General features: G+C 51.8%; 23 protein-coding genes and 1 tRNA gene. 8 read left to right on the top strand and 16 right to left on the bottom strand.

The genetic code is table 11. From position 1 onward, the window contains the following. The first annotated feature begins 168 nt into the window (after positions 1-168). The 6 genes from RMR16_RS10560 (at position 169) to RMR16_RS10535 (ending at position 7,425) form a co-directional block, all read left to right on the top strand. Positions 169-1,347: a phosphoserine transaminase gene (locus RMR16_RS10560; RefSeq protein ID WP_320198267.1), complete on the top strand. Its 1,179-nt coding sequence runs from the start codon at positions 169-171 to the stop codon at positions 1,345-1,347. Between the two features lie 82 nt (positions 1,348-1,429). After that, positions 1,430-3,025 (top strand): phosphoglycerate dehydrogenase, encoded by a 1,596-nt coding sequence (gene serA / locus RMR16_RS10555; protein ID WP_320198268.1) that lies wholly within the window; start codon positions 1,430-1,432, stop codon positions 3,023-3,025. A gap of 206 nt (positions 3,026-3,231) precedes the next feature. Further along, the gene (locus RMR16_RS10550) at positions 3,232-4,317 is read left to right on the top strand and encodes a Tim44 domain-containing protein (protein ID WP_320198269.1); all 1,086 of its coding nucleotides are present in this window, start codon (positions 3,232-3,234) and stop codon (positions 4,315-4,317) included. Positions 4,318-4,687: 370 nt separating this feature from the next. Further along, positions 4,688-5,875 (top strand): OpgC family protein, encoded by a 1,188-nt coding sequence (locus RMR16_RS10545; RefSeq protein WP_320198270.1) that lies wholly within the window; start codon positions 4,688-4,690, stop codon positions 5,873-5,875. A gap of 142 nt (positions 5,876-6,017) precedes the next feature. Further along, entirely contained in the window at positions 6,018-7,214 is a 1,197-nt protein-coding gene (gene mnmA / locus RMR16_RS10540; protein ID WP_320198271.1) for a tRNA 2-thiouridine(34) synthase MnmA, read from the top strand. Between the two features lie 134 nt (positions 7,215-7,348). Further along, positions 7,349-7,425, top strand: a tRNA-Met gene (locus tag RMR16_RS10535). On the opposite strand, the gene RMR16_RS10530 is transcribed toward RMR16_RS10535, so the two are convergent. Both RMR16_RS10530 and RMR16_RS10525 read right to left on the bottom strand, forming a co-directional pair. Next, positions 7,382-9,037: a recombinase family protein gene (locus RMR16_RS10530; RefSeq protein WP_320198541.1), complete on the bottom strand. Its 1,656-nt coding sequence runs from the start codon at positions 9,035-9,037 to the stop codon at positions 7,382-7,384. The two genes, RMR16_RS10535 and RMR16_RS10530, sit on opposite strands and share 44 nt — an antisense overlap. Beyond that, entirely contained in the window at positions 9,037-9,180 is a 144-nt protein-coding gene (locus RMR16_RS10525) for an Arc family DNA-binding protein (RefSeq protein ID WP_413785954.1), read from the bottom strand. The genes RMR16_RS10530 and RMR16_RS10525 overlap by 1 nt, the downstream gene beginning before the upstream one ends. 64 nt (positions 9,181-9,244) lie before the next feature. On the opposite strand from RMR16_RS10525, the gene RMR16_RS10520 reads away from it, so the two are divergent. Next, entirely contained in the window at positions 9,245-9,568 is a 324-nt protein-coding gene (locus RMR16_RS10520; RefSeq protein ID WP_320198272.1) for an Arc family DNA-binding protein, read from the top strand. 8 nt (positions 9,569-9,576) lie between these two features. Here the strand turns inward: RMR16_RS10520 and RMR16_RS10515 are convergent, their stop codons facing one another. Beyond that, positions 9,577-10,353 (bottom strand): hypothetical protein, encoded by a 777-nt coding sequence (locus RMR16_RS10515; protein ID WP_320198273.1) that lies wholly within the window; start codon positions 10,351-10,353, stop codon positions 9,577-9,579. 136 nt (positions 10,354-10,489) lie between these two features. On the opposite strand from RMR16_RS10515, the gene RMR16_RS10510 reads away from it, so the two are divergent. Beyond that, positions 10,490-10,834 carry a helix-turn-helix domain-containing protein gene (locus RMR16_RS10510; RefSeq protein WP_320198274.1) on the top strand — a complete coding sequence of 115 codons (345 nt, stop codon included), beginning with the start codon at positions 10,490-10,492 and terminating at the stop codon, positions 10,832-10,834. 20 nt (positions 10,835-10,854) lie between these two features. On the opposite strand, the gene RMR16_RS10505 is transcribed toward RMR16_RS10510, so the two are convergent. From RMR16_RS10505 to RMR16_RS10445, 13 genes are all read right to left on the bottom strand, one after another. Then, a complete protein-coding gene (locus RMR16_RS10505; RefSeq protein ID WP_320198275.1) occupies positions 10,855-12,474 on the bottom strand; it encodes an Eco57I restriction-modification methylase domain-containing protein in 1,620 nt (539 codons plus the stop codon). Then, positions 12,467-13,066 (bottom strand): HNH endonuclease, encoded by a 600-nt coding sequence (locus RMR16_RS10500; protein WP_320198276.1) that lies wholly within the window; start codon positions 13,064-13,066, stop codon positions 12,467-12,469. Before RMR16_RS10500 ends, RMR16_RS10505 begins: the two co-directional genes overlap by 8 nt. Position 13,067: 1 nt before the next feature. Further along, positions 13,068-13,727, bottom strand: a complete 660-nt coding sequence (locus RMR16_RS10495) for a hypothetical protein (protein WP_320198277.1) — start codon at positions 13,725-13,727, stop codon at positions 13,068-13,070. A gap of 13 nt (positions 13,728-13,740) precedes the next feature. Then, positions 13,741-16,287 carry an ATP-binding protein gene (locus tag RMR16_RS10490; protein ID WP_320198278.1) on the bottom strand — a complete coding sequence of 849 codons (2,547 nt, stop codon included), beginning with the start codon at positions 16,285-16,287 and terminating at the stop codon, positions 13,741-13,743. Positions 16,288-16,515: 228 nt separating this feature from the next. Then, positions 16,516-17,469 carry a tyrosine-type recombinase/integrase gene (locus tag RMR16_RS10485; protein ID WP_320198279.1) on the bottom strand — a complete coding sequence of 318 codons (954 nt, stop codon included), beginning with the start codon at positions 17,467-17,469 and terminating at the stop codon, positions 16,516-16,518. 43 nt (positions 17,470-17,512) lie between these two features. Further along, positions 17,513-18,577: a hypothetical protein gene (locus tag RMR16_RS10480; protein WP_320198280.1), complete on the bottom strand. Its 1,065-nt coding sequence runs from the start codon at positions 18,575-18,577 to the stop codon at positions 17,513-17,515. Between the two features lie 493 nt (positions 18,578-19,070). After that, positions 19,071-19,421, bottom strand: coding sequence for a helix-turn-helix domain-containing protein (locus tag RMR16_RS10475; protein WP_320198281.1), 351 nt, complete (start codon positions 19,419-19,421; stop codon positions 19,071-19,073). Continuing rightward, positions 19,402-19,788, bottom strand: coding sequence for a type II toxin-antitoxin system RelE/ParE family toxin (locus RMR16_RS10470; protein WP_320198282.1), 387 nt, complete (start codon positions 19,786-19,788; stop codon positions 19,402-19,404). The genes RMR16_RS10475 and RMR16_RS10470 overlap by 20 nt, the downstream gene beginning before the upstream one ends. Before the next feature lie 285 nt (positions 19,789-20,073). Then, positions 20,074-21,084 (bottom strand): hypothetical protein, encoded by a 1,011-nt coding sequence (locus tag RMR16_RS10465; protein ID WP_320198283.1) that lies wholly within the window; start codon positions 21,082-21,084, stop codon positions 20,074-20,076. Positions 21,085-21,424: 340 nt separating this feature from the next. Beyond that, positions 21,425-22,279, bottom strand: coding sequence for an alpha/beta fold hydrolase (locus RMR16_RS10460; protein WP_320198284.1), 855 nt, complete (start codon positions 22,277-22,279; stop codon positions 21,425-21,427). A gap of 567 nt (positions 22,280-22,846) precedes the next feature. Further along, a complete protein-coding gene (dps, locus tag RMR16_RS10455; protein WP_320198285.1) occupies positions 22,847-23,335 on the bottom strand; it encodes a DNA starvation/stationary phase protection protein Dps in 489 nt (162 codons plus the stop codon). Between the two features lie 115 nt (positions 23,336-23,450). Beyond that, positions 23,451-23,714: a hypothetical protein gene (locus RMR16_RS10450; RefSeq protein ID WP_320198286.1), complete on the bottom strand. Its 264-nt coding sequence runs from the start codon at positions 23,712-23,714 to the stop codon at positions 23,451-23,453. A gap of 127 nt (positions 23,715-23,841) precedes the next feature. Beyond that, positions 23,842-25,359, bottom strand: coding sequence for a tripartite tricarboxylate transporter permease (locus RMR16_RS10445; RefSeq protein WP_320198287.1), 1,518 nt, complete (start codon positions 25,357-25,359; stop codon positions 23,842-23,844). Positions 25,360-25,450: the final 91 nt, after the last annotated feature.

Raw genomic sequence — 25,450 nt, 5'->3', positions numbered from 1 at the left:
TTGGATGCGGGCGGTTTTGTTTTGGTCGCTTTAAAAGCAATGGCGCATATGGACCAAGATTCTTATTGCGTGCGACATATTCCGCTTGACGCCGGGAGGTGAGAGGAATAGCAACGCTGTCAGGACACTCCACCCTAACGTGGAGCGCCTATCTGAAAGGGTAGTCAAATGACTGATATCGTGAAGCCGGATTTGCGTCCGGGCAATACGCATTTTTCTTCTGGTCCTTGCTCGAAGCGTCCCGGTTGGTCGCTAGAAGCTCTCGCTGATGCGCCGCTTGGTCGTTCGCATCGCGCCAAGGTTGGCAAAGCCAAGCTCAAGCAGGCCATTGATCTCACCCGCGAAGTTCTGAATGTTCCGGCCGATTACCGCATTGGTATCGTTCCCGCATCCGACACCGGTGCCGTTGAAATGGCTCTGTGGTCGCTGTTGGGTGAACGCGGCGTCGACATGGTCGCGTGGGAAAGCTTCGGCGCTGGCTGGGTGACCGATGTGGTCAAGCAGCTCAAGCTTAAGGACGTTCGCAAGATCGAAGCCGATTACGGTCTTCTGCCTGATCTTTCCACGATCGATTTCGACCGTGACGTGGTCTTTACATGGAACGGCACCACATCCGGCGTTCGCGTTCCGAATGCTGATTTCATTCCGGCGGACCGCAAGGGTCTGACAATCTGCGATGCGACATCTGCCGCATTTGCGCAGGACATGGACTTTTCCAAACTCGACGTTGTCACCTTCTCCTGGCAGAAGGTTCTTGGCGGTGAGGGTGGCCATGGCGTTATCATTCTCTCTCCTCGCGCTGTCGAGCGTCTGCTGTCTTACGCACCAGCATGGCCGCTGCCGAAGATTTTCCGCATGACATCTGGCGGCAAGCTGATCGAAGGCATCTTTACGGGTGAAACGATCAACACGCCTTCCATGCTCTGCGTCGAAGACTATATCGATGCGCTGCTGTGGGCGAAGAACCTCGGTGGTTTGCAGGCTCTGATCGCCCGCGCCGATGCCAATGCCAAGGTCATTTTCGACTTCACTGCGGCAAATGACTGGATTGCCAATCTGGCCGTGGTTGACGAAACCCGCTCCAACACGTCCGTTTGCCTGAAGATCGTCGACAAGGACGTCTCTGTGCTGGACGCTGCTGCACAGGCTGATTTCGCCAAGGGCGTTGTTGCTCTGCTCGAAAAAGAAAATGTTGCGCTGGATATCGGTGCTTACCGCGATGCGCCTTCCGGCCTTCGCATCTGGGCTGGTGCCACCATCGAAACGGCTGATCTTCAGGCTGTTATGCCATGGTTGGCTTGGGCATTTGCGACGCAGAAGGCATCGCTTGCCAAGGCTGCTGCCTGATTTTTTGGATTACCGGCCCTGCCAGTGCAGGGCCGCTCATGCCTCATTCTCATGAATAAACCTTTTTCAAGGAGCCCACACGATGGCACCTCGCGTCCTCGTATCTGACGAACTGTCGGAAACCGCCGTCCAGATTTTCCGTGATCGCGGCGTTGAAGTCGATTTCCAGCCGAAGCTCGGCAAGGACAAAGACAAGCTCGCCGAAATCATCGGCAATTATGATGGTCTGGCCATTCGTTCTGCCACCAAGGCAACGGAAAAGCTGATCGAAGCTGCGACCAACCTCAAGGTCATCGGTCGCGCCGGTATCGGCGTCGATAACGTTGATATTCCGGCTGCATCGCGCCGCGGCATCATCGTCATGAACACGCCGTTCGGCAATTCCATCACCACCGCAGAACATGCGATTGCGCTGATGTTTGCCGTTGCCCGCCAGCTTCCAGCTGCCGACGCTTCCACGCAGGCTGGAAAGTGGGAAAAGTCCAAGTTCATGGGTGTCGAAATCACCGGCAAGACGCTTGGCGTCATCGGTGCTGGCAACATTGGCGGCATCGTCTGCTCGCGTGCCCTCGGCCTCAAGATGCATGTTCTGGCTTACGACCCCTTCCTGTCGCCAGAACGTGCGCAGGAAATGGGCGTGACGAAGGTTGAACTGGACGAGCTTCTGGCGCAGTCCGATTTCATCACGCTGCACGTTCCGATGACCGACAAGACACGCGGTATTCTGGGCGCTGAAAACCTTGCCAAAACCAAGCCCGGTGTTCGCATCATCAACTGCGCCCGTGGTGGTCTGGTGGATGAGGCAGCACTTGCTGCCGCCATCAAGTCCGGCCATGTCGCCGGTGCCGGTTTCGACGTGTTTGAAGTTGAACCTGCAACGGAAAGCCCGCTGTTCGGCCTGCCGAACGTTGTCTGCACGCCGCACCTTGGTGCATCCACAACAGAAGCACAGGAAAATGTTGCGCTTCAGGTTGCAGAGCAGATGTCTGATTATCTCGTCAAGGGCGCCGTTTCCAACGCCATCAACATGCCGTCGATCACGGCAGATGAAGCGCCACGCCTGAAGCCGTTCATCAAGCTGGCAGACGTTCTGGGTGCCTTTGTTGGTCAGGTGCAGGAAAGCGCCACCAAGGAAATCGAAATTCTTTATGATGGCGCAACCGCCAACATGAACACCAAGGCGCTGACATCAGCTCTTCTGGCCGGTCTCATTCGTGCGCAGGTTTCTGACGTCAACATGGTCTCCGCGCCTATTATGATCAAGGAAAAGGGCATCATCCTTTCCGAAGTCAAGCGTGACAAGACCGGCGTTTACGACGGCTTCATCAAGCTGACCGTCAAGACTGAAAATCAGGTTCGTTCGGTTGCCGGAACGGTGTTTTCCGATGGCAAGGCGCGCTTCATCCAGATCAAAAACATCAATCTGGACGCCGATGTCGGTCAGCACATGATCTACATCACCAACACCGACGTTCCCGGCATGATCGGCTTCATGGGTACGACACTGGGTGAGGCTGGCGTCAACATCGCCAACTTCCAGCTGGGTCGCGAAAAGGAAAGCGGCGATGCCATCGCGCTTCTTTATGTCGATGGTCCTGTGTCTGAAGAGGTGCTGGACAAGCTGCGCGCCAACCCAGCCATCCGTCAGGTCAAGCCGCTGACATTCAACGTCGACTGACCATAAAACGATCTGTCTTTTGAGGATGATAATACCCGGCGCAGGAGAAATCCCGCGCCGGTTTTTTTATGTTTTCCACCCGAAATATACTAAGGGTTGCATATCACGAAAAATTTTATGCCAAGTCACTAAAAATGATGATCCATAGTTGCTATATGGCTTTCAATAAGCCGCTCAATGGGAGGGCGGTGCAACAGGAGAAGACGATGTTTGCTGCCATTCGGCGCTTTAGAGGTTTGTTTGCGGTTGCCGCACTGGGAATTGCTGTTTCGTTCGTGGCGGTAGATATGGCCGAGGCGCGACGCGCTGGCGGCGGTCTGGGCAGCCGTGGAACAAGAACATTTTCCGCACCGCCTGCGACAAGCACAGCGCCCGGCCAAGCCGCGCCTATCAATCGCAGCATGACGCCGAATACCAATCCGACAGCGCAGCCGGGCGCCGCCCAGCCAGCACGTCCTAATGCTGCGCAAGCACCGCAGCAGAGCCGCGGTATGTTCGGTGGCATGATGGGCGGCCTTATGGGTGGTTTGCTGATGGGTGGCCTGTTTGGCATGCTCATGGGCGGCGGCTTTGGCGGCATGGCCGGTTTCTTCGGCATGTTGCTTCAGGGCTTGCTGATTGGTGGTTTGATCGTGCTCGCCATGCGTTTCTTCGCTTCGCGTCGTCAGGGTCAGCCCGCCTTTGGTGGTGCTGCCGGTAACAATTCGGCGCGCAATGATTATTCTGCACCGCAGAACAATCAGGGCTCGCAGGGTGGTTTTAAAATCCCGCAGATCGGTGCCAAGGCTGGTTCCTTTGCTGGCGCCAGCGCCGCTGCTGCTGCAACTGCTGCCCCGGTTGCGCCCAAGCCAGTGCCGCATGAGAATGCGATGTCGGAAGGCGATGAAATCGGTGTAACGCAGGTTGACCTCGAAACATTCCAGAAAACTCTGGAAGGCGTTCAGGCCGCTTATGCTGCTGAAGATTACGGCACACTGCGCAAGCTGACCACGCCGGAAGCCATGTCCTATCTGGCCGAAGAGCTGAGCGACAATGCCACCAGCGGCGTGAAGAACGACGTTCGCGATGTGACGCTGTTGCAGGGTGATGTTGCTGAAGCCTGGCACGAAGAGGGCAAGGATTACGCGACCGTTGCCATGCGTTACTCCGCAATCGACATCATGCGGGATCGCAATACGGGCAAGATCGTTCAGGGCGATGAACACAAGCCTGAAGAAACAACCGAGCTGTGGACATTCGTTCGCAACAACGGTTCTGAATGGCAGGTTTCAGCAATTCAGGCCGCAGCCTGATCGGTTGAAAAAAGTTTACGTTTAATATGGCCGGTGCAGAGACATCTCTGCGCCGGCCATATTGTTTTCACAGGCCCTGTCCAGCAAGGTTTTGGGGTGACTTGCCGTCTAAGCCGTTGTAATAACTCGCCACGATTCGCCCTTGGTCTTGCCATTTTTTATTCATACGGCGTTCAGTCGCTGCACTTTACCCAAGGGCAGTACACATCAATGTGAAACTGACGCGAGCGCGAAAACGTTCTTCAGGGCGGAACCGCAGCCTTGAAACAGCGTTCACGATCCAAGTTCGGATGGCTCCCAGATCCATCCCGGAGTTCGGATCAGGCAACCTTGTCCCACGGGGTCGCTGAGAAAATGGAGAGCAATTCAAATGAAACGCTTTGACCTGATCGACGGTATGCGCGGGTATTTTCTCGTCTTCATGCTGATCAACCATCTCGTTTTCGCGGGTGGTTTCTGGCTGATGGAAATCAACCATAGGCAGTTTGCCTTTGTGGAAGACGCGCAGGGCTTCGTGTTCCTGTCCGGCCTGCTGATCGGCATGGTCTATGCGCGCAAGATGATGAAATACGGTTATGAGAATGGCCGTGATCTCATCTGGGCGAGGGCGCTTGAACTTTACAAATACGCGATGGGTCTGGTCATCGTTGTGCTGTTCGCCCGCATGGTCATCCCTCATGCGCCTTACATCTGGTACAACTGGCTGGGCATGACATCCTTTGATGATCCGCTGCGTCTGGCCGCCATTGCGACATTCCTGTTCCAGCCGACATTCATGGATATTCTCCCGCAGTACATCGTCTACATGATCTTTGCACCGCTGCTGGTAAAGCTCTGCCTTGATGGCAAGTGGGCCTATGTCATGGCCGGCTCGCTTCTGGTCTGGATGGCGGGTCAGCTTGGCTTGCAGCAGCTTTTCACGGCACCGGTCAATGAACTGGTAAAGGGTGTGGACGAACAGGGCATCCGTGTCAGCTTCAACCTGTTTGGCTGGCAGCTTGTGTTCTATTCGGCGTTGGTTATGGGTGCGATGACAGCCCAGAATAAAATCGCGTGGACGAAAATCTTTTCGCCACAGCGGAGCTGGATTGCCAAGGCCGCATTGATCGTCTGCATCTTCTTCGTGCCGCTGCGCATCGCAACCGCGTGGAACCTGATGCCGGAATTCATGCTCGGCAAGTTCTCGACAATGGAAATCCGTGCTGATTTCGGTCCAGTTTACCTGATCAACTTCCTTGCGGTCGGCGTTGGTTTGACGTGGTTGCTGATTGCAGGTCCGAAGCATCATAATCCGCTGGTTCAGAAAATTGCGGCTGGCGTCATCTGGGTGCTGTCGCTGAAGTTCCTGCAATTGCTCGGTCGCCACTCCTTGCAGGTCTATGTCTGGCACGTCGCAATCGTCTACGGCATCTATTATCTGGATGGCCGCACGGTGGAACTGACGCAGGTGGAGAAAACCCTGATTGCCTTTGCCGGTATCGCACTCCTTTCTCTGCCCGCGCTGTGGCGTGAGCGGGACAAATGGATTGGCGACGGACAGAAAACTGCGGGCGCATAAGGCAGGTTTTTAATCTCTCCATTCAATACAGGGCGGCCATTCCGCCCTGTACTTGCGTATAGAGGCAATTTTTTCTATATGCAGCCGGATAGGACGACAGGCGGCGGGGCCTTGAACCCCGGTATGACTGATTGGAAAAAACGTGAACACGCTCGATTTTGACAAGAGACCGGAAGATACCCGGATTGTCGTCGCCATGTCTGGCGGCGTGGATTCTTCTGTGGTGGCCGGAATTCTCAAACGCGAGGGCTATGATGTCCTCGGCATAACACTTCAGCTTTACGACCACGGCGCTGCCGTGCACCGCGCCGGTTCCTGTTGCGCGGGGCAGGACATAGACGATGCGCGCCGGGTGTGTGAAACGCTCGGTATTCCGCACTATGTTCTGGATTACGAAGCCCGTTTCCGCGAAACGGTGATCAACCCGTTTGCCGAAGCCTACGCGATGGGTGAAACGCCGGTTCCTTGTGTTGCCTGTAACCAGACAGTCAAGTTCGCCGATCTTCTGGCAACGGCGCAGGAATTGGGCGCAGATGCGCTGGCGACGGGTCATTATATCCGCTCACGGCTGAACCCCGTTCCCGGTCATCCAAACCGGCGCGCATTGTATCGCCCGATTGACAGTGACCGCGACCAGAGTTGGTTCCTGTTTGCTACCACGCAGGAGCAGATTGATTATTTGCGCTTTCCGCTGGGTGGCCTTTCCAAAGCGGAAACGCGCGAATTGGCCGAAGAGATGGGCCTCGTTGTCGCCAAAAAGGCGGACAGTCAGGACATCTGTTTTGTGCCGCAGGGCAAATATACCGATATCATCAACAAGCTGAAGCCGAACGCGGCGCTGGTGGGCGATATCGTGCATCTGGATGGGCGCGTGCTCGGACGTCACGATGGCATCGTACATTACACCATCGGTCAGCGTCGCGGCATTGGCGTGGCGACGGGTGAACCGCTTTACGTGGTGCATCTGGACGCCCGTGGTCGTCGCGTCATCGTCGGCCCGCGTGAGGCGCTGGAAACGCACCGCGTTTATCTGCGTGACATGAACTGGCTGGGCGACGGCGATCTCGCAAGTGATGCCAGTGGCGGCTTTGCTTGTTTCGCCAAGGTTCGCTCCACACGTCCACCAGCGGAGGCCGTGCTGCATGTGGATGAGCAGGGCGTCTATGTCGATCTGATGGTGGGCGAGGCGGGTGTGGCACCCGGCCAAGCCTGCGTGCTGTATTCCGCACCGGGCGCAGATGCACGCGTTTATGGTGGTGGTTTCATCAACAGGTCAGAGCGTTCGGCAGATGCGGAAGCGTCTCTCAAGGCGCTTCTGCAAAATCAGGTTGCCGCCTGAAACCACTCGGTTTTTGCCGCATGGTAGAAACACATGTTTTTGCGCATCTTGCGCTTGACACTTTGGGGAGCGGCACCTTATAAGCCGCTCATCCTGATGGAACGGGCGGTTATAAAACTGTTGCGTTTCTCTGTGGCGGGGTAGCTCAGGTGGTTAGAGCAGCGGAATCATAATCCGCGTGTCGGGGGTTCAAGTCCCTCTCCCGCTACCAACGATCCAGCCCCTATTATCTGGGGAGCACTTTCTCCGGTCAAAAAAGGTGCTAGCCAGTTCGTGACATCCATCTTGATGGCTCCTTTTTCTGTCTTGTCGAGGGTGATGCTTTTGATAACGCCACGGATAAGTCCAGGCAGCTCCCCCAAGTCGTCAAGTAGGTGAAGAGCCATTTCCAGTTTAGGTCGGTTATTCTGCAAGCGCTGTGCAAAAGCTTTGATGGCGGCGGGATGGACAGTGACATTCGTGCTAGCAGGCAGAGCACGCAACTCCACTTTGAGGCTGTCCTTCTCCTGGCCTTGTGACTTCATCTTCGCAGCTAGCGAATCATGGTCTCCAACGCCTTGTAACATCCAGTCTAGCAAAAGAGCATTGTCCTTCTCGATTGCAAGCAATCTGCTTTCAATCTGATTACGCTGGCGGTTCTCGTAGGCGGCGTCCGCGTGGCGCTTTTCCATATACGTCTTAGCGTAGGTGAATATCTTTTCAGGAGAGGCTAACTCTCTCGTGAGGCTTGAAATGACCATCTCTTCCACTTCTTCAAGATAGAAAGATTTTGGCGCTGGGCAAGAACCGCTGTTCGTGTGAGCGGAACAACGAAGACGCGTTTTCCCCGACTTGTCCACGCCTGCTACTGCCATTCCAGAGCGGCAGGCTCCGCATACTAGTAGTCCGGACAACAGACGCTTAGGCCTTCTGTGGACAGCCATGTTGTCTTTCCGATTTGTGTGAGAGCGGGACTTCAACTGCCTATGTGCGCTTTCAAAGAGTTCAGCAGGCACAATCCTAAGTTCAGGCGCTTCCGCGATATGCCATTCACTTTCCGGATTAGGCCTCGACACGCGCTTACCTGTGTCAGGGTCTTTGACCATGCGCACCTTATTCCAAATGATACGACCAACGTAAATCTGATTACGGAACATCCCAGAGCCACGTTCCTCAGAGCCGATCAATGCGGAAGGTGCCCACTTCTTTCCACGTGGCGCTGTGATGCGCTCAGCATTCAAACGTCGGCAGATAGCCTTCGGTGAATTTCCCGATTGATATTCAGTAAAGATGCGGCGAACGATGATCGCTTCTTGTTCCACTATGGTGGGCTTGCCAGTATTTGCCGGATCAGAGCGATAGCCGTAAGCACGTCCGCCAGCTGTCAAGCCCTGTTTAATCAAGCCGGTCATACCCCTTCGAACTTTATGCACGTTATCTTCACGATACATCTGGCCTACAAGTCCACGAAGGCCAATGAGGACCGTGTTTGCTTCACCTTCATGAACGGCTAAGAGTTTTATGCCCGCAAATGACAAGCGTTTGTAGATCCCAGCTAGATCTTCAATGTCTCGGCTTAGACGATCCAACGCCTCTACAATTATTACCTGGAAAAGGCCTCTATGTGCCGCGTCTAACAACTGATGAAGGCCATCACGTCCGTGCATCGATGATCCCGAGCGTGCTTGGTCTTGAAAGGTAGATACAATGTGCAGGCCCTCTCGTCGTGCATATGAAGTGCACAGGTCGATCTGGTCCTGTGTGGAGCGCTCGTTTTGCAAGTCGGTTGAAAACCGTGCGTAAACAGCAGCCGTAAGTCCGCTGCTCGTTTGTTGTTTCAGCATCAATTTTTCTCCGCTTTTCTGGCGGCCTGTATGAGCTGCATGATTTCGCTGTTAAGACTTCTTCCGCTTTCTAGAGATCTTGCGATAAGCCAAGTTTTTAATTCAAGCGGCATCCTGATGTTGAATGCTGATAATTCCCGCATAACGCCTCCTTATGGTTTGGACCGCTATGGTTTATTTGTCTGAAGTATTGCAGTCAAGACCGCTATGGTCCATATCATCCAGATGGCTGATGATACGCAGATGAAAATTCGCTTGCCTCAAGCGCTCAAAGATCAGATCGAAGCTAGTGCTAACGAAGCAAATCGTTCGCTTAACGCTGAAATAATATCTCGGCTTGAAGCATCGTATCCCGACGTCGTGTGGGCTGATCAAGGCCAGGTTCGACGTGCCATGAAACGCAGCTTTGTTGAAAGTGAAATTGAGAACCTTCGTGCACAAATCCGCATGGAGGAGTTTCATCGAGTAGAATTTGGCAAGGCGTTGGCTGAAGTCTTAGTGAGATTAGATGAGCTAGAGAGACATAAATGAACTTGATTTTATGAAGGAATTGCCAGCTGCGAAAGCGCTTCAGTCAGGCCTTGAGTTGTGAAAATGAATGTTTCAACCGTTCCACAGCTATCCTGATATCTCATTCTAATCTGTTGAGCTTTGGTGATTTCAGTTAGCAAACTGTCGGAAATCGGTCCCGGCGGAATAGTTAATGCTCTGTTGTTGTTAGTCACTTCCCATCGAAACTGAGATTGATATTCTACTGCGCCGTTCCTAGCAGAAATGAAATCCACGAGGTGCCAGTCGTGTCGGGCGGAACATATGTAGCGGCCAGCTGACAAAACGAACGCGGTGTTTCCTGTAAAATCTTTTCGCAATTTGTCAGGCTTGCCGATGTATAAGGCTTGGCCGTCAGAGTTCTCCACGCGAGCGAAATTCACTTGCGCACCTGTGAAGGTGTCTTGCTCAGTGATGTACTCGAAACCCGACTCTGAACGTATCGGATCGGGCAGGGTGCTAGTTTGAAAATTAGCCTGCTCATGGGTTTCAAATTTTCTGGAGGTCTCGCTTCGAGTCGTATCGAGAGCACCCTTTGACAACTGGAAAAGTGAAAGCATAGTAGCTATTCCGACAACCGAAACCCACGCGTAACTAGCCCGCATCTTGCTGCCAATAGCCGCCTTTCCTTTCTTTCTTGTTTGCTGTGTCGAGCTGCTATCCAGGGATTGCGCTGCAAGTTGTCGCGCTAATCGTTGCGTAAGGCTAACTGTTTCGTCCCGTATGGCCGTTATATTTTCAGAGCAAGAATCATTTTTACGATCCATCACAGGCTTCTTTCGCTGGAGTAGGCAACTCTAATCCTAGCATATTGCCCTGTGAGTGCAATTAATTGCAAAATGTTATTTTAAATCCATAACGGTTTTAGCGAAGCTCGATTTACACACCTCCATTGGAGGCGTGATGGTCGGACTTCGTTCAACATTTGGATTGTGCGTTAAGGCGCATCGACATCGGCTTAACCTGACCCAGCAGCAGCTGGCGGATAAGACTGACCTGTCCCTAGATATGATTGCGAAACTTGAAAGTGGCGCTATAGGCGCAAGCTTCGCAACTATTGAAAAGCTATCGCAAGTATTTTCAACCGACGCGGCGAGCCTGTTCCGACTTGATGCCACTGATAATCGTTTTAACCCTCAGCTAAATGCCGTTGTTAGCAGGCTAGCAGTTTTGTCTGAGCATGATTTAATCTGGATTTCTGCCATTATCGATGCGGCGTTAAAACCACGCTCACGTCAAACGGAGTAGTCTGCCTCGCTCAACCAATATCAGTTGCGCCCGCTGTGTCTCAGACGATGGTTCCGCACGTCGATCCAACTGCGTCTTAAACTGCGTATTTCGTGGATGCTTAAGCGCAGTTTACTTGCGAGCCAAGTGTCGCCAAAATCAAGAATGGGTTCCACCCGTCCTCTAGCTTCGCCATGCACCGAAAGAAATGCAGCGTATTCCTCATCAGTAGGTTCGTGATACGCGATTGGAAGCCCCCTAAATTCCGTTGGGGAAAGTTCGAGTACGCCGCCCCCGTAAAAACGCCCGTCGATTTCAGCAAAGAGCATGGTCATACTGTTATAAAATGAAAAGGTAAGGCCACGAATGGTGTAGCCCTCTTTGATCCGCAAACCGTATGCTGTGTCAGTCAGAAAAACTCCGGCTTCGTTTACGCAAAGACGAGGGTAGCTATGTGCTCGTTTGAATACAAATCCGAGTTCAGGCTTGACCATCGGCACCTCATACCAGTTAGCCCTGTTGCGGCACTTGTATCGGAGGTGCAGGAGAGCCTCTTCTCCCTCAGCAATGTATTTTTGAATGTTGACGGGAAGTTGATCTTTTTGACCCTTGAGGGATAGTAAAAAAGCAGGCTCACGCTCACGTAGCATATCAAAATCAGCCTTAGCAAACACAGGTTGACTGCTTGCAAAACTTCCCTTTTTGAGTATCGGCACAACGACCTTGTCAAACCCGCGCCGTTCGACTTCAGACTGGGTGAGAATGAAAAAGCTGTTTGCAGCAGAGACGATACCGGGCGCGCTGCCAGCGTAAACCTCCAGCCGCTGGCACTTGGCTCTAAGTTTCCGCAACAGACCTAAACTATCTGCGGTCAACAAAAAAGAATTAAGCGCTAATGATCGGTCGCTACCAACATCGATATCTAGGCTTGGTACGGCTTGCCGCTCTAGTTCGTGTAGGGACGAAACTCTGTTTATGTAAAGGCCATGCGGCTCTTTCGGCACCTTTTGGGCGATAACTATCAACGCATCTTGATCAATTTCGGGGAACGCCTTAGCTCTTGATACATATATATCAACCCTCTTAAAGCGCTCCACCAAACGACTGAGTGCCTTTTGCCCATACGCGACAGTAATGAGCTCGTATGGCAGAACAAAAGCTAAAATTCCCGTCTTAGAAACTAACTTGGAAGACGCGGCCAGAAATGCAGCCCAGCTATTTTTTAGCTCCGACTTGTCGTAACCTGTAACTTCTGCGAGGTCCGCTACAGCGCTTTTTAGATTTGATGAAAAGTTGTGGGCGCGAATGAAGGGTGGGTTACCGATTATAAGATCAAAATACTGCTGGCCTGACCGCATTAACTCTGACGCGTAAACTAAAAAATCACCTGTCCGAAATGTCACTCTGCTGTCAGCGTCCAGAGAAGTTTCCTGACGAAGTCGATCAATCACCCCCGCGTCGATATCGACTAAGGTAAGCCTATCTTCTTTTCGAACGTTGTGTATGGCGCGTAAAAAAGATCCGTCGCCAACGCTTGGCTCCAGAATGTCAAGGGGTTCCACTCCCAATAAGGGTTCCAGATGTGAAACAAGTGCTGCTGCAACAATTTGCGGAGTGTACACAGCACCAGTAAAGCGTACCCCGGTGATATCGTCATGCATTTATTGCGCTAAGCTCGTAGCTTTCTATCAATTCTGTTAACTCGAAATATTGAACTAGCAAATCTACGTCCGGATTTGCAGGACTGCCAGATGCCTTATGATCCGCGATAATTTGTGTGATTTGCGCTTTGATAGCTCGTGTCCTCCTAGCACGCCATAGCATTTCGTGACGGAGTAGTCCCAAATTTAGCCGTCTAGCGATATATTTTCCTAAAATAGTTACGCCCGAAATTCTACCATCCGGACCACGTGAGAGATGCTCGTCGTAAACCGCGTCACAGGGATCGACAAAACCTTTTTCACCATCGTGGTGAACTGTGGCGACGTCCCCAATCCAATGACCTGACTTCCTGATGTTACAGAAACGGCAGGCATATACCAGATTGGAGTACGTTGTCTCTAAGGCAGAAAATTTGCTTTTTGGAGCGAAATGATCGATGTGGAATAATGATTTATCCAGTCTTTCATCACTGTCATCACAGTACCCGCAATTTCCGTTGAAGTCCTTCCTAAGGTCATCCCGGTAATCCTTGTATTTTGCTTTCGCGGCAACCGCGCTTCGGACAGGCTTTTTAACATGAACAGATACCAAACTATTCTCCCGCATTGATTTTAAACGCTGCTATTAGCTTTTCAGCTCTACGGATGAGTTCTTCTTCTTGAGCAAACAGACCTTCGCGGTTGAGCATTGCGCGTTTAGTTAATGATGGGAGAGAGCCGCCTTTTTCTGCTTGCTTTTCCAACATATTGTCGAGCTCGATTATACGTTCAATCTGGGCAGCGTTTCGTTGTGGGGGTGCGATGTCCATTAGAGCGTCAAATTCGCTCTGCCAAGACTCTATTCTAGATCGGTGATGCTCGACTTGCAGTGCAATCCGTTGAAACAAATTACGACCGACCAGGTCTTCCTGTTTGATGTTCTTTGAGTAGACCCGGTTTACGTCGTTAGACGATTTGAGTGCAGCCTCGTCCCAAGATGTTCGAATAAAGCATGGAAAATCATCCCGAACTTCAAGAAAAGCTTCAACTACTTGTGCCCCGGTGTACATATTCTGACCGGCATCTGCGAGATTAAAATCCGATACCAGCGCGTCTATCTTCAGATCGATAAGCTTTTCTATTAGCACTGTAATATCATCATCTGGGTGAAGAAGGTGAATTTCCGAGAAGAGCTCACTATCGTAAGCATCTTGAAAAAAATTGTCTCTTTCGTCAGAGCTCTCATCTACGTAGGCGATAACTGGCAGATCCAACTGTAAGCCCTCCTTAAACATTACCACCAATTGATCCAGACCGGTGTTGTGGCAACGTCATAGTTAGCGCAAACCCTGGTTGTCCCACTTCGCTCTCTAGATGCACGCCACCACTGTAATCATGGATGATACCGTGCAACAGCCACATTCCGATGCCGGTGCCTATTGGAGCCCCTGTGTCATCCACTGCTTTGGACGAAATACCAAAAGTGAATATGTCATCTCGGACGTTCAGGGCGGGCGAAAGTCCAGGGCCGCTATCACGGTAACCAATGATTACATTATCGTCGTCTGAGGTCACAGTAATGAATATTTCTCTTGGAGTTTGTGAGAACGGCCTGATGAAAGCTTCAACTGAGTTGATTATCAGATTGTAAAAAATACTATCGAGATCGATTTCGTGGGCAAGGATCGCAGTAGACGTACGGCAATCCACGTGAAGCGTGCTGGCTTTTGATGAAAGAAACTCGTGCCAATACTCGGAGAGGCCATTCAGATAATCTGTTACTGGGATAACTCGACGGCGACGTTTAGCTGGAGATGCAGCAGAAAGTGCGAAGTCGACCCAACGACTAACTTTTTCGTCCTCTCGTGACCACCTTGCAATAATATTGTACGGGTTCACCGGATCCGGTACCGCGGCAAGACGCGCCTCATCCACCACACGTTTCAGTGATGCCTCCATCCGCTGTCGCCGAGCACCCATATTCGCTTTAATCTGTTTAAGTTCATGAGTGAATGAGACCAGAACAGTACCGAGGGTTGCCATGCCTCGAAGGACCTGCATGTCTTCGCGAAGAGCAAGATTCTGCTTCTGCTCAAATTCAAGAGCCTTGGCGACTTTTATCCCATTCTCTTTAATTACCTGATCACCGCTAAACAGCAGCGGTTGAGGATCAGAAACTGCCTGCTCCCTAAGTAGGAGCTGGGCCAGTTTGCGGCCTTCTTCTACGTCGGTTTCTTCCGGATTGTCGAGGTCAAAGGCTTTATCAAACTGGTTGTATATGTAGGCCCGGTCGCGCTCAAATTCGCCTATTAGAGCGAGTATTATTCCACGAAGATGAGAGAAAGCACGTTCATTCATAATACCTTCGCGGTTAGATTGGTCCGCAAGTAAAGGATTACCTTCCTTAGAAATATGGATAGTTCCGGCGAGTTGTTGGGGCGGCACGCGCCAGCCGATTCTACTCGCTGCGGCTGGATTTCCCGCTACACGTTGACCTAGCAAAAGCCAATCAGAACCTTGAGTGTTGGGTTCGCCATAAGGTCGAACTCGAAACCCGTCACGATAGAGGCGAACTCCGCCGGATGTTGATAGCCAACGCCTGCGCTTAGCGACATCGAAGCTCTTTTGAGGGAACTTAGTCAGCGTATCTCTGGTCGGGTTCGCCAATTTGAAGAAATACAACGTGAAGTCCAGCGGACCTATCGCGCGATAAGCATCATCACTATCCCTCTTTTTCAAAAGAGCATTGAGTGTTGTGACGTAGGAATGGCTGCCATTTTCGAAGTCTTTTTTACGGTAACCCGGCTGTTGCATCGCAGGCAATTCGAAAACGGTGTTGCTAATTTTATCGACGTCAATTTCCTGGCGATCTATTCTAATAGAAACTTTTCCGTCAATCTCCACAGTGGCTTTGAGCCTGTAGTCAAACTGATCCGGGGGGAGGTTATCGATGAAGCCGCTTACCTCAGGCGAACGGAAATCGTGCACGAAAATACTGAAATCACTTTGGTCGCGAGGCGGTAGTAGAGCTTCCAATGTATCGCGGAGCTTTTGCGTGTCGCGTAAATCCCAAATATCGTGCAGCCAAGAAATACATATCGCAGTACCTCTGTCATAGCTCACCGCTGCACCTGGGTTGCCATCATAATTCGGTAAGTTCGAAGGCAGCAGATCAACTATTCTGCGAGCGTCGTAGACTGCATGCAACCGAGTTGCCTCTACCTCAAGAACCGCCTCAACATCACTAATCGTTTTTCCGCTGCCTTCGAAATCGCCCCAATCAACGATCCAATGCGCTGTTTGCTCTGAACCAAATTCAGAAGAGAAAAGTTCGCATTCCTGACCTAGGCGGTCCAAAGCAAAACGACCTATGCCTTTGGCTCCAGTCATAACTCGACCGCCTTCAGACAGGCTAGTCAGTTCCTTTGTGTCAGTACCAATGACCATCCATTGTTCTTCGATTGTCTGGGCTGACATTCCATGCCCGTTATCAATAATCCAAAGGTCGGGGATTATCCTAAAAGCAGCGGCCAAAGTCTTGCTGGCGGCAGGGTCCAACCCTTTCTTCAATTCGAACGCTGCACCATTCCATTCGTAGTGTTGCGTCGCCTCCGCAGCTACAGAACTCAAAGCTTCGTATTGCTTTTGGCTGAGCTCTTCGAGAACTACACCATTAGATGGGATAAAAAGGATCACACAGGTTTTAGCATCGGCATCGTATGCGTTTTTTACCAGTTCGGTGATCGCTCCCTGTGAAGTCGCGACATTCTCACGCCCTATCAGACGAGCAGCGCGCGCGGAAACTGTGAATGGAATTCGAGAGGTTTTTTTCATTGGGTTACAACGCTGTCAGGTGATGATAGATTAAATCACTGAATCCGTTCACAATATTGAACATCGGAACATCCCTTACAAAAGGCCTTTTGATCATTACCCGCATCATTCTTTGGTATTACGATCCTAATCGTGACCTCGGAGAAACTAAAAATAGCAACAGTACCTTATCCACCTGCGGGTATGACTACTAGCTGAACTCAAAATTTTCTATCCAGTGAGACGACTTTAAATTATTGCCGAGGAGGCATTTCCTTCGAACAGCTTGGCTGAACGGATGTAACGAGCAAGCATTGTATCGCTAGCGTGGCCGGTCTGCTGACGTATCTTCCAACTTGATACACCGGCTTCGGCGGCGCTTGTCACAAACCCAGACCTTAAGCTGTGGCCGGAAAAGCCGATTGGGTCCATGCCGATAGCAGCGACACGTTCCTTTACAATCTCGGAGACAGCTCCACCAGAGAGGCGGGATTTTCCGATGAGACCGTAGCGGTTTATCGGCCTAAACAAAGGTCCTGGGTCGCTGTCCATCACGTTTACCCACTTTTCAAAAGCATCTACCGGACAATGTCGGCTCCGCCCAAAAGGAACCGCAATCTGTCGACCAAGGCCCATCTGATCTGTTTTACTTTTGTGTATAGCAATCAATAAACCATGCTTCACAATTTGAATGTCAACAATATCCAAGGCGACTAACTCGCTCCGTCGGAAGCCACCTGCAAAGCCGATGAGGAGCAATGCCCTGTCTCGCACATCACGGACACTACCCTTCATTGCGTCAAGGATGGCAAACAAATCATCGCGTAATAATGGCCTCGCTTCCTTCGGGGCGGCATATTTGCTTCGGCGTATACCCCTGAGCGTTGAGATCGTCGGTTCGGCTTTCGTCGGATCCAAGTGTCCAGCAGCGAGGTGGGCGCGAGAAATTGAGGCAATCCACCGTTGAAGAGTAGCGGATTTGTGGGTGGATGCGTGGGCAGCAAGATAAGCTGCTACCGTTTCCGGCAGGGCTGGTATTCCCCCACCCCACCGCGTGAACCTGCGGAGATCCGCGCTGTATGCCCGTCTTGTATTTGGAGACATACTTAGCGCTGCATATCTTCGGACATCATCCAGCAGTGCAGACTGAAGTTGGTTCTGTGCAATTAATTGCAAATCAGAATTATTTGCAATTAATTGCATTTTAGTTGCCCTTGATAATGAGAGTTATCGAGAGTTATGCGGTTCATAGAGCTACCTCCGCATTGCGATTGCCATGGCTCCGGCTGCTCCTGAGCCGCTGCCGTATGTTGTTGAGATGATCGAGGTGCGCAATGACCACTGACACGATGGTTTCCACCCCGTCATCTGGGCACCCGATTTTGGTCATGTCGGTTTTTAATCCGACGGAATAAAGGGGACTCGACTGGCTCCAGACTAATTGTCTCCTAATGGGGGTTGCATCTGCATAAAATGCGCTCATTGCGACTAGGTCGAGAGCCCTAAACTCAGGTACAAATGCAGCGATGCAGTCGCGGATTTTTCGGTTTTCCTGAAGGAGAATACGAAAAGCAGACTTGCCAGTGGCCGTATGCTTATCGAAAACCCAGCTAGGGATCCCTCCGCAATCCACTGCTGGTGGCAATGTGTTTTGTATAATAACTGAACCTTCTCCTAACTGTCTCATCGCGAGACTAAGCAACGGTCCCATAATTGTAATCGGCTCTGCTGTTCGTTTCGCGGCAAGGATTGTGGCGTCCGCGAACGGCGGAGACACCCCCTGGGCGACAAATCGGTGCATCAGCCCCAATAAATTGCCGTCAGAGAGAACTTTCTGGCCACCACCGTTGGTTTCGCCTACCATCCAGGCGGCTATCGAACGTGTTATCATCGATGCTGAAGCGTCTGTGGCGAGCTCGATACGCTCGTCGACAGTCTTCTTTGCCACGAGCGCTCTCTGGTTTTCTGCAAAGGGCGCTTGGATCGCTCCACATATAAGGTAATCGGCTTCGCGGCACTTAGGAGATGTGGCCATCAATCGGACGAGCAAATCTATTACTTCCGCATCATCGCCGCGCACCCTTCTTGATGTAGGAGTGCTCCCAAGTTCCGTAACTGTTACACACAGCTCGGGATTGGCGACGCCGATATCTTCAAAGCAAATTGCAATCAGTCGTCGCCAGATTGCATTTCCACGCATTCTATATAGGGCGGCGGCAGCTGAACTAGCAAGATTGGCTTCGTCTCGGCGAATTGCTTTTTGCAGCATGGACGACGCAACCCACGCGTCGATCGGCGGTAGATTTTCCATTTGTACCTCCTGATTAATGGGAGGTCGGTTATTCGAGATACCCGCCTTATACAGTAGCTAAGCCAACTGTCTAAGCAAGGAAGTTAAACGGTATACCCAAGTTTTTGCAGCCGGGTCTAACGATGCAACTATCAGAAAAATAATAATATTAATCCATTTCTCGACAATTCTATCAAACTGTACTCAAGGCGAACATTCAACTGACTTGTAGGCATACCCGAATGTCCCACGTATACACTAGCAAACTGGAATACTTGCGATCTTCGATGTCAACGGCAGCATGTCGCCAACCACCAGTCCGAAGCAAAGCCGTGCGGCGTTAACGGAATTGAGGCGAGCGCAGCTTGTTGATCATATTGTGGATGGCGGGCCCGACATCCTTCTGTCGGTACGACGATAACATTCGGCTCTCACGTCAGAAAGGCAAGGCTGTGCTATCGGTTTCACTGCGCATACTTCTCGACCAGTGGAGTCACGCAGAGATCGTAGCAGCTTAACCACAAGCTGCTACGGGTGTACGGACACTAAGTTTACCACGACGTTCGTGGGTTTCACTCAGACGCACATCAATATCAATCCCAAGCTCAATCAAATAGTTCACAAGTCTGTCGACAGTGAAGTCCTTGAGCTTGCCGCGGGTGATATTCGAAACCTTGGCTTGGTCCGTTTTGAGTATGGCAGCCACCTGCTTCTGAGTTAGTTTTCTGTGCTCAATCGCAGCCGAAATTCTACGAGCGATATCAATTTTCAGCCGATCCTTAGCGTCCAATTCGACGCCAAGGTCAGCAAAAATGTCGCCAGAACTTCTAACGATATTTACATCGTCAAGTTTGTTGTCGAACATTTTGTGCCACCGTCTTTCTTTTTGTTTCACTGAGGTAATGTTGCTCCGCCAATTTCAAGCGGCTCTCGATCAGATCAGTCTCTTTTTTGGGTGTAGCTCTGCCGCGAACCGACTTTTTCTTGAAAGCATGGAGTACATAAATCGTATCTCCGAATCTTGTCGTATAAACGGCTCGAAATGTATCGCCGTCATCATTCGAAATGACTTCCAGCACACTGGCTCCACGATAAGAAATCAATGGAGTAACATTGATGGCTCTTCCGCCGCCTTGTGCTGTATAAATTGAAAAACCAACTTCTTGTTTCACGTCTTCTGGAAAATTACGAAGATCAGCGAGCGTTGAGCCCAAAAATACTACTTCTTTCACTGTTTTTTGTTCCTTCTGTTGAGGTTTTGTGCACCTGGATCATTTCAATGTCCTTTTTAATGCTCTTCATCGGGAAGAGCGCCGATAAGGCCCTTTTCGTGAGCCTTGAGTTAATATGCTATATCTGGCATCAACAGTCAATGGGCTTATGCCAAAATAAGCATATCAAGTTTGCTGTCTAATTTTAAAGTCGTACCAGCTGACTACGTTACCCAGAGGGAAACCTAATGATGGTTGAATTTTGTGATCTGCCCATTTACCTAGGTTCACGTTCCACCGGTGAAGCTACAGACTTTGTTTCATCACGCCCAGGGATGTTACCCTAGCTTTCCAAGCTCTGACGTAGTCAGGGTCGATTTTATTGATCAGTTTTTGCTGGGCTTCTGACGCGTTATCGTAGTTGACGTGGGGGCGATGCCTTGGCCAAACGGAACGAAACTTGCGTTCGTACTGCTCGGGCGTCGGCGGTGCACATACACCATCGCACAAATCTACAATGACAGCATAGTCAGCGGGCAGTGCCTCTGAGCCATCAAGCTCGCGGTGCAGCCGATAGCTTTCAGCTTCCGCTTTAAACTCTCGCTCCTTGCAAGTCAGCTCGCGGGACACAGGATGAACGGACGACTTGTAGCGTCCCAGAGGAATGGTTGTATCTCGGAACCCCTGAACGATTTCCGCATCACTCCATCCCCTTGCGCTTCTCCACTTTCTAATCGTGTCGGCAGGACGACCGTGGATCGCGGCGAGCTGGGAAGTTGTGTAGGACTTTTTGCTAACCGGATCGAAGAACAGGAGGCTATCGCACTTGTTAGAGTTTTGAGTCCGCTTGTCGGCCCATCGGACGTTTCCAGGATGATATTCGGGATCACAGTTATTGATGCGATCAATGGTCGCTTTAAGGGCCGGTTGAGGACCAAGCTTGCGCAAGAATGAGGGGAACTCTTTGAACTCGGGATGGACGGCAACGCCCTTGGCTACAAGACGCTGCTTCATATTTCGCCAGCAATTATATTCTTTAGGATAGCGGTGCCGAAGATCGGTCGCGGATAGCGTAGCACAGTCATGATCGACCTCCGCGGCTGATATGTTTTTCTTAGTTGCGAGATATAGGGCGGGGCAGTTACTTGTGATCGGGACTGCATCGACCGTGGCACTGAGCGAAAGCACCAGCTCCATGGGCACTTTGAGGAAGTTTTCTAGAGATATCTCCTGTCCTGTACCTTGAGAAAATGCGTTGAGATATTCGTAAAGACTGGGTGTCTTGACCAAGGAATCCGAAATGTTATCATATAACATGCAGTCGCCGCTCCTGTTCAGTGGTTATTGCAGCTCCGCTCAGAGCAATGATATACGAAGGCTACGGTAGGCAAACCGTAGCCTTCTGCTTTATAACTTTGATGTTCGTTGTTTGAAGTTATGATATCAGAAGCTTAGCTCTGAATTTGCCCTACGGCTATTGCACTGTAGGTCCAAGTGGGGCCGTATCGTCTGCTACGCTCTCCCGCTACCAAATTTCTCTCAAGAAAATTGAAAATATCGGCGTTCGGCAAAGCCTATTTTTGCCGTCCAAAGTGATATGCCCGAAAATCAAATGACTCTCGGGCATTCTGTTTTGAGTGGGCAATCAATTATCGCGCTAAGCCCAGCTTGCCGCTTTGGCCGATGTGGTGCTCAAGAAGCTCAGCAGATCTGATGTCAGCCGCTCGCCGTCTGTCTCGGTTAGGCCGTGTGGCGAACCGTCATATTCCAACAGCGTCGAGCCGGGGATTGCTTTATTTGCCGCGCGCGCAGAAGCGTCGATAGGGACCGTTTTGTCCGACGTGCCGTGAATGATCAAAGTTGGGACTTTGAAGTGCGGAAGGTCTGGGCGGAAGTCTGTCGTGGCGAAAGCTTCTGCGCAGGCGAGGGTGGGTTTCAGGCCTGCTTGTAATGCGGTCGCCGTCGCGGCGGTGATGACCTCATCACTGACGCTCTGTGTCAGCAGGCCTTGGTCGAAGAATTGCGGAAAGAATGTGTGGTGGAAAAAACGGGCGCGGTCTTCCTTTATGCCGTCTGCAATACCGTCGAATACTTTTTGCGGCGTGCCATCCGGATTGTCGCTTGTCTGGAGCATGTAAGGAACAACAGAAGCGATGAGAGCAGCCGAAACGACACCCTTGCCGCCATGGCGGCTCATGTAACGCGCCACCTCGCCACCACCCATGGAGAAGCCCACCAAGGTCACGTTTTCCGTCGCACCGGTGGCTTCCATCACGTCCGCCAGGTCATCTGAAAGGGTATCGTAGTTATAGCCGTTCCAAGGTTGACCAGAGCGGCCAAAGCCACGTCTATCATAAGCGATGACCCGGTATCCTGCATCGGCGAGGGCCAGAGACTGTGCATCCCAGCTGTCTGCGGATAAAGGCCAGCCGTGCATCAGAATGACGGGACGGCCGCTGCCCCAGTCTTTAACGTAGATATCGACGCCATCGCGTGTTTTTACATAGGTCATAAGAATATCCTCGTTTTCATTATTTTTTAAACGAAGATAATCTCAATATAGTTCCGGTCTATAACCGTGATTATGCGAAAATATAAAATTATATTGCGAAGAAATATTTGATATATGCGCATTAATACTTTTGGCGTGTCCAGCAGTAATGATCGTCGAAAAATTGGGGTTGCAAGAAATAATCTATTGAAAATTGGTTAAAATCTGATTCGACATATATTGGGATCGGGTGTAAAAAGTTAATGTTCATGAATATCTGGTATCGATACTTGGCATGTCTTAGGAGGATAAGCCTTGTCGTATGCGGCTTTTCAACGTGTGGGCACTCAGCTGTCGCCCAGGCAAGTTACAGACCTTCAGACAATATTTGATGGCGTTTGTTTTGAATGCCTCGAAGATCGTAGCAGCAGGGTCGCGAATGAATGCGCTGCGGTGCTGATAAGAAGCGCACAGCGCGGTATTCTCGATCATGAAATGCTTCGTGATATCGGTATGGCAGTTCTAAAGCGCCACTGATTGTCGAAGGAGAGCGAACCAAGCGCCCGGCGAACCGGGCGCTTTTTGTTTTCAGCTTTTTTCCTGAACATGCGCTTCCAGAAACCATAGTGACTTATCCAGATCGCGCGAAGCTGCGGTGAAGATATCGGCTGTGTTGGGATCGCCTGCATCATCCGCTTCATCGATGGATTTGCGCACGAGGTTGGCGGTATCGCCGTACCGTTCGATCAGTTCTGCAAGGTGATCGTGGATCTTGTAGATATCGGTTGGATAGGCCTTGAGCTTGGACGTAGACGTGACCGTCTGAACAGTGCCAAGCGCCGTTCCGCCGAGCTGTACGGCACGTTCCGCAATCGTGTCGCCATGTTTGTCGAGCAAGTCGCGAAAGCCGTCCAGCAGCTCGTGAATGGCGATGAATTGCGGACCCTTCAAATTCCAATGGGCCTGTTTCGTGATCAGTGCCAGATCGATTACGGACGCGAGAGACTCGTTCAGAAGTCCGATGACCGTTGCTTTTGTATTGGAAGGCAAATCGTTTCTGGTCTTGTGCGTTCTCATTTTTCTCTCCTGCTCGGCGACAACTCATTCGCCTTTTGAAACATTCTGGAAAGCAACGAGTGGGAGCGTGAGTCGTTCCATGAGAACCGGTTTCCCCACACCAATAATGATAGTCTCAATTGTCTGGCGGTACGTCGCTGACGATTCGACGGTCGAGCAGTTTCAGCGACCGATCCGCCTCTATGCGGTATGTTTCTATTGCACGCCGTCCGTCATCCATTCTGAAATCATGACTGAACGTGCTGCCGATGGGGGACTTGGTGAGCTTCGTGCGCGGTTGGCCGCCATAGATGATGCTGCCGGGAACGGGCTCGACATCCGGTGACGCCATTGTGCAGGAGGCGAGTGCCACGACGAATAGCAGGGCAAATTTGCGCATGGTGTTCTCCTGAAAAGATCGCTTGATGGTAGTTGAGATAACTTACGCCAGCTCTTTCTGTTCCGGGCATAAAAAAGCCCCGCATCCTTTCAGATGCGGGGCAGTTTTCCTTGGGAGGATAAGTTTTTTAGTCTTCGTTGGCAGCAAGCTGTGTCAACACCTGCCCACGACCGCGAACGCGCATGATGAGCGGGATGATGAAGGCAGCCGCGGCCACGAGGAACAGACCAACCGCAATCGGTGACGTGAACAGCACAGCAGGGTCGCCCTGGCCGATGGCCAGCGCACGACGAAGCTGTTGTTCCGCCAGGGGGCCGAGGATCAGGCCAACCACGGCTGGCGCAATCGGGTAGCCGAAAATCCGCATGATGTAGCCGAGGATGCCGAAGGCCAGCAACATGCCGAGTTCGAACACCGATGGGTTGGCGCCGATGGTGCCGAGTGTTGCGAACAGCAGAATGCCCGCATAGAGCCAAGGTTTCGGGATGGTCAGCAGCTTGATCCAGAGGCCGATCAGCGGCAGGTTCAGAACCAGCAACATGACGTTGGCGATGAACAGGCTGGCGATCAGACCCCAGACGAGCTGCGGATTGGTTGCAAACAGCAGCGGACCGGGCTGAAGGCCAAATTGCTGGAAACCGGCCAGCATGATGGCGGCGGTTGCTGTCGTCGGCAGGCCGAGCGTCAGCAGCGGAACGAGTGTACCGGCAGCAGAGGCGTTGTTGGCAGCTTCAGGGCCGGCAACGCCTTCGATAGCGCCGTGGCCGAACTCTTCAGGGTGCTTGGACAGTCTTCTTTCGGTCGCATACGACAGGAAGGTGCCGATTTCCGCACCGCCGGCTGGCATTGCCCCGATGGGGAAGCCGATCAACGTGCCGCGAAGCCATGCTTTCCAGGAGCGTGCCCAATCCTGCGCGCTCATCCAGACCGAGCCTTTCACAGCTTGGACCTGATCCGGGCCGCCTTGGCCTTGGGCAACGATGAACAGGGTTTCGCCGATGGCGAACATGGCAACGGCCAGCGTGGTGACTTCCACGCCGTCCAGCAGGTCTGGCACGCCGAAGCTCATACGCGTTTGGCCGGTCAACTGGTCGATGCCGACGATGGCGAGTGTAAAACCGATGAACAGCGAGGTAAGGCCGCGCAAAGCAGAATCACCGAAGGCCGATGACACCGTGACGAAGGCCAAAACCATCAGCGCGAAATATTCACGCGGGCCGAACACCAGCGCCAGTTTCACGATGTAAGGTGCGACGAACGCCAGTGCGATGGTGGCGATAAGACCGGCGACGAACGAACCGATGGCCGCCGTCGCAAGGGCTGGTCCCCCGCGCCCCGCTCGGGCCATCTTGTTGCCCTCCAGTGCGGTGACGATGGATGCGCTTTCGCCGGGCGTGTTCAGCAGGATCGATGTGGTCGAGCCGCCATACATGCCGCCGTAATAAATACCGGCAAACATGATAAGCGATCCGGCAGGATCAAGCCGGTAGGTTACGGGCAAAAGCAGCGCAACCGTCAGTGCGGGGCCGATGCCGGGCAGAACGCCGACGGCAGTGCCGAGCGTAACGCCGATCAGCGCGTAGACAAGGTTCATGGGTTGCGCAGCAACCGCCAGACCTTGCAACAGAAATTCAAAAGTGCTCATGGACAGATTTTCCCCTGTCGGGTGAAGCCGTTGCTGCTGCGTGTGTGCAGGCGCGCGGCCACATGTCTTTGTTGTTTATCGATTGGATCGG

The sequence above is a fragment of the Agrobacterium sp. rho-13.3 genome, from assembly GCF_033957765.2.
Taxonomy (GTDB): Bacteria; Pseudomonadota; Alphaproteobacteria; order Rhizobiales; family Rhizobiaceae; genus Agrobacterium.
This window is presented reverse-complemented; position numbering and strand designations above follow the sequence as displayed.

What these genes read in the sequence shown, in the direction of transcription:
- RMR16_RS10560 (WP_320198267.1), top strand. Translation starts at nt 169, where the DNA reads ATGACTGATATCGTGAAGCCGGATTTGCGTCCGGGCAATACGCATTTT.
- serA (WP_320198268.1), top strand. Translation starts at nt 1,430, where the DNA reads ATGGCACCTCGCGTCCTCGTATCTGACGAACTGTCGGAAACCGCCGTC.
- RMR16_RS10550 (WP_320198269.1), top strand. Translation starts at nt 3,232, where the DNA reads ATGTTTGCTGCCATTCGGCGCTTTAGAGGTTTGTTTGCGGTTGCCGCA.
- RMR16_RS10545 (WP_320198270.1), top strand. Translation starts at nt 4,688, where the DNA reads ATGAAACGCTTTGACCTGATCGACGGTATGCGCGGGTATTTTCTCGTC.
- RMR16_RS10530 (WP_320198541.1), bottom strand. Translation starts at nt 9,037, where the DNA reads ATGCTGAAACAACAAACGAGCAGCGGACTTACGGCTGCTGTTTACGCA.
- RMR16_RS10525 (WP_413785954.1), bottom strand. Translation starts at nt 9,180, where the DNA reads ATGCGGGAATTATCAGCATTCAACATCAGGATGCCGCTTGAATTAAAA.
- RMR16_RS10520 (WP_320198272.1), top strand. Translation starts at nt 9,245, where the DNA reads ATGGTCCATATCATCCAGATGGCTGATGATACGCAGATGAAAATTCGC.
- RMR16_RS10515 (WP_320198273.1), bottom strand. Translation starts at nt 10,353, where the DNA reads ATGGATCGTAAAAATGATTCTTGCTCTGAAAATATAACGGCCATACGG.
- RMR16_RS10510 (WP_320198274.1), top strand. Translation starts at nt 10,490, where the DNA reads ATGGTCGGACTTCGTTCAACATTTGGATTGTGCGTTAAGGCGCATCGA.
- RMR16_RS10505 (WP_320198275.1), bottom strand. Translation starts at nt 12,474, where the DNA reads ATGCATGACGATATCACCGGGGTACGCTTTACTGGTGCTGTGTACACT.
- RMR16_RS10490 (WP_320198278.1), bottom strand. Translation starts at nt 16,287, where the DNA reads ATGAAAAAAACCTCTCGAATTCCATTCACAGTTTCCGCGCGCGCTGCT.
- RMR16_RS10485 (WP_320198279.1), bottom strand. Translation starts at nt 17,469, where the DNA reads ATGCAATTAATTGCAAATAATTCTGATTTGCAATTAATTGCACAGAAC.
- RMR16_RS10480 (WP_320198280.1), bottom strand. Translation starts at nt 18,577, where the DNA reads ATGGAAAATCTACCGCCGATCGACGCGTGGGTTGCGTCGTCCATGCTG.
- RMR16_RS10475 (WP_320198281.1), bottom strand. Translation starts at nt 19,421, where the DNA reads ATGTTCGACAACAAACTTGACGATGTAAATATCGTTAGAAGTTCTGGC.
- RMR16_RS10465 (WP_320198283.1), bottom strand. Translation starts at nt 21,084, where the DNA reads ATGTTATATGATAACATTTCGGATTCCTTGGTCAAGACACCCAGTCTT.
- RMR16_RS10460 (WP_320198284.1), bottom strand. Translation starts at nt 22,279, where the DNA reads ATGACCTATGTAAAAACACGCGATGGCGTCGATATCTACGTTAAAGAC.
- dps (WP_320198285.1), bottom strand. Translation starts at nt 23,335, where the DNA reads ATGAGAACGCACAAGACCAGAAACGATTTGCCTTCCAATACAAAAGCA.
- RMR16_RS10450 (WP_320198286.1), bottom strand. Translation starts at nt 23,714, where the DNA reads ATGCGCAAATTTGCCCTGCTATTCGTCGTGGCACTCGCCTCCTGCACA.
- RMR16_RS10445 (WP_320198287.1), bottom strand. Translation starts at nt 25,359, where the DNA reads ATGAGCACTTTTGAATTTCTGTTGCAAGGTCTGGCGGTTGCTGCGCAA.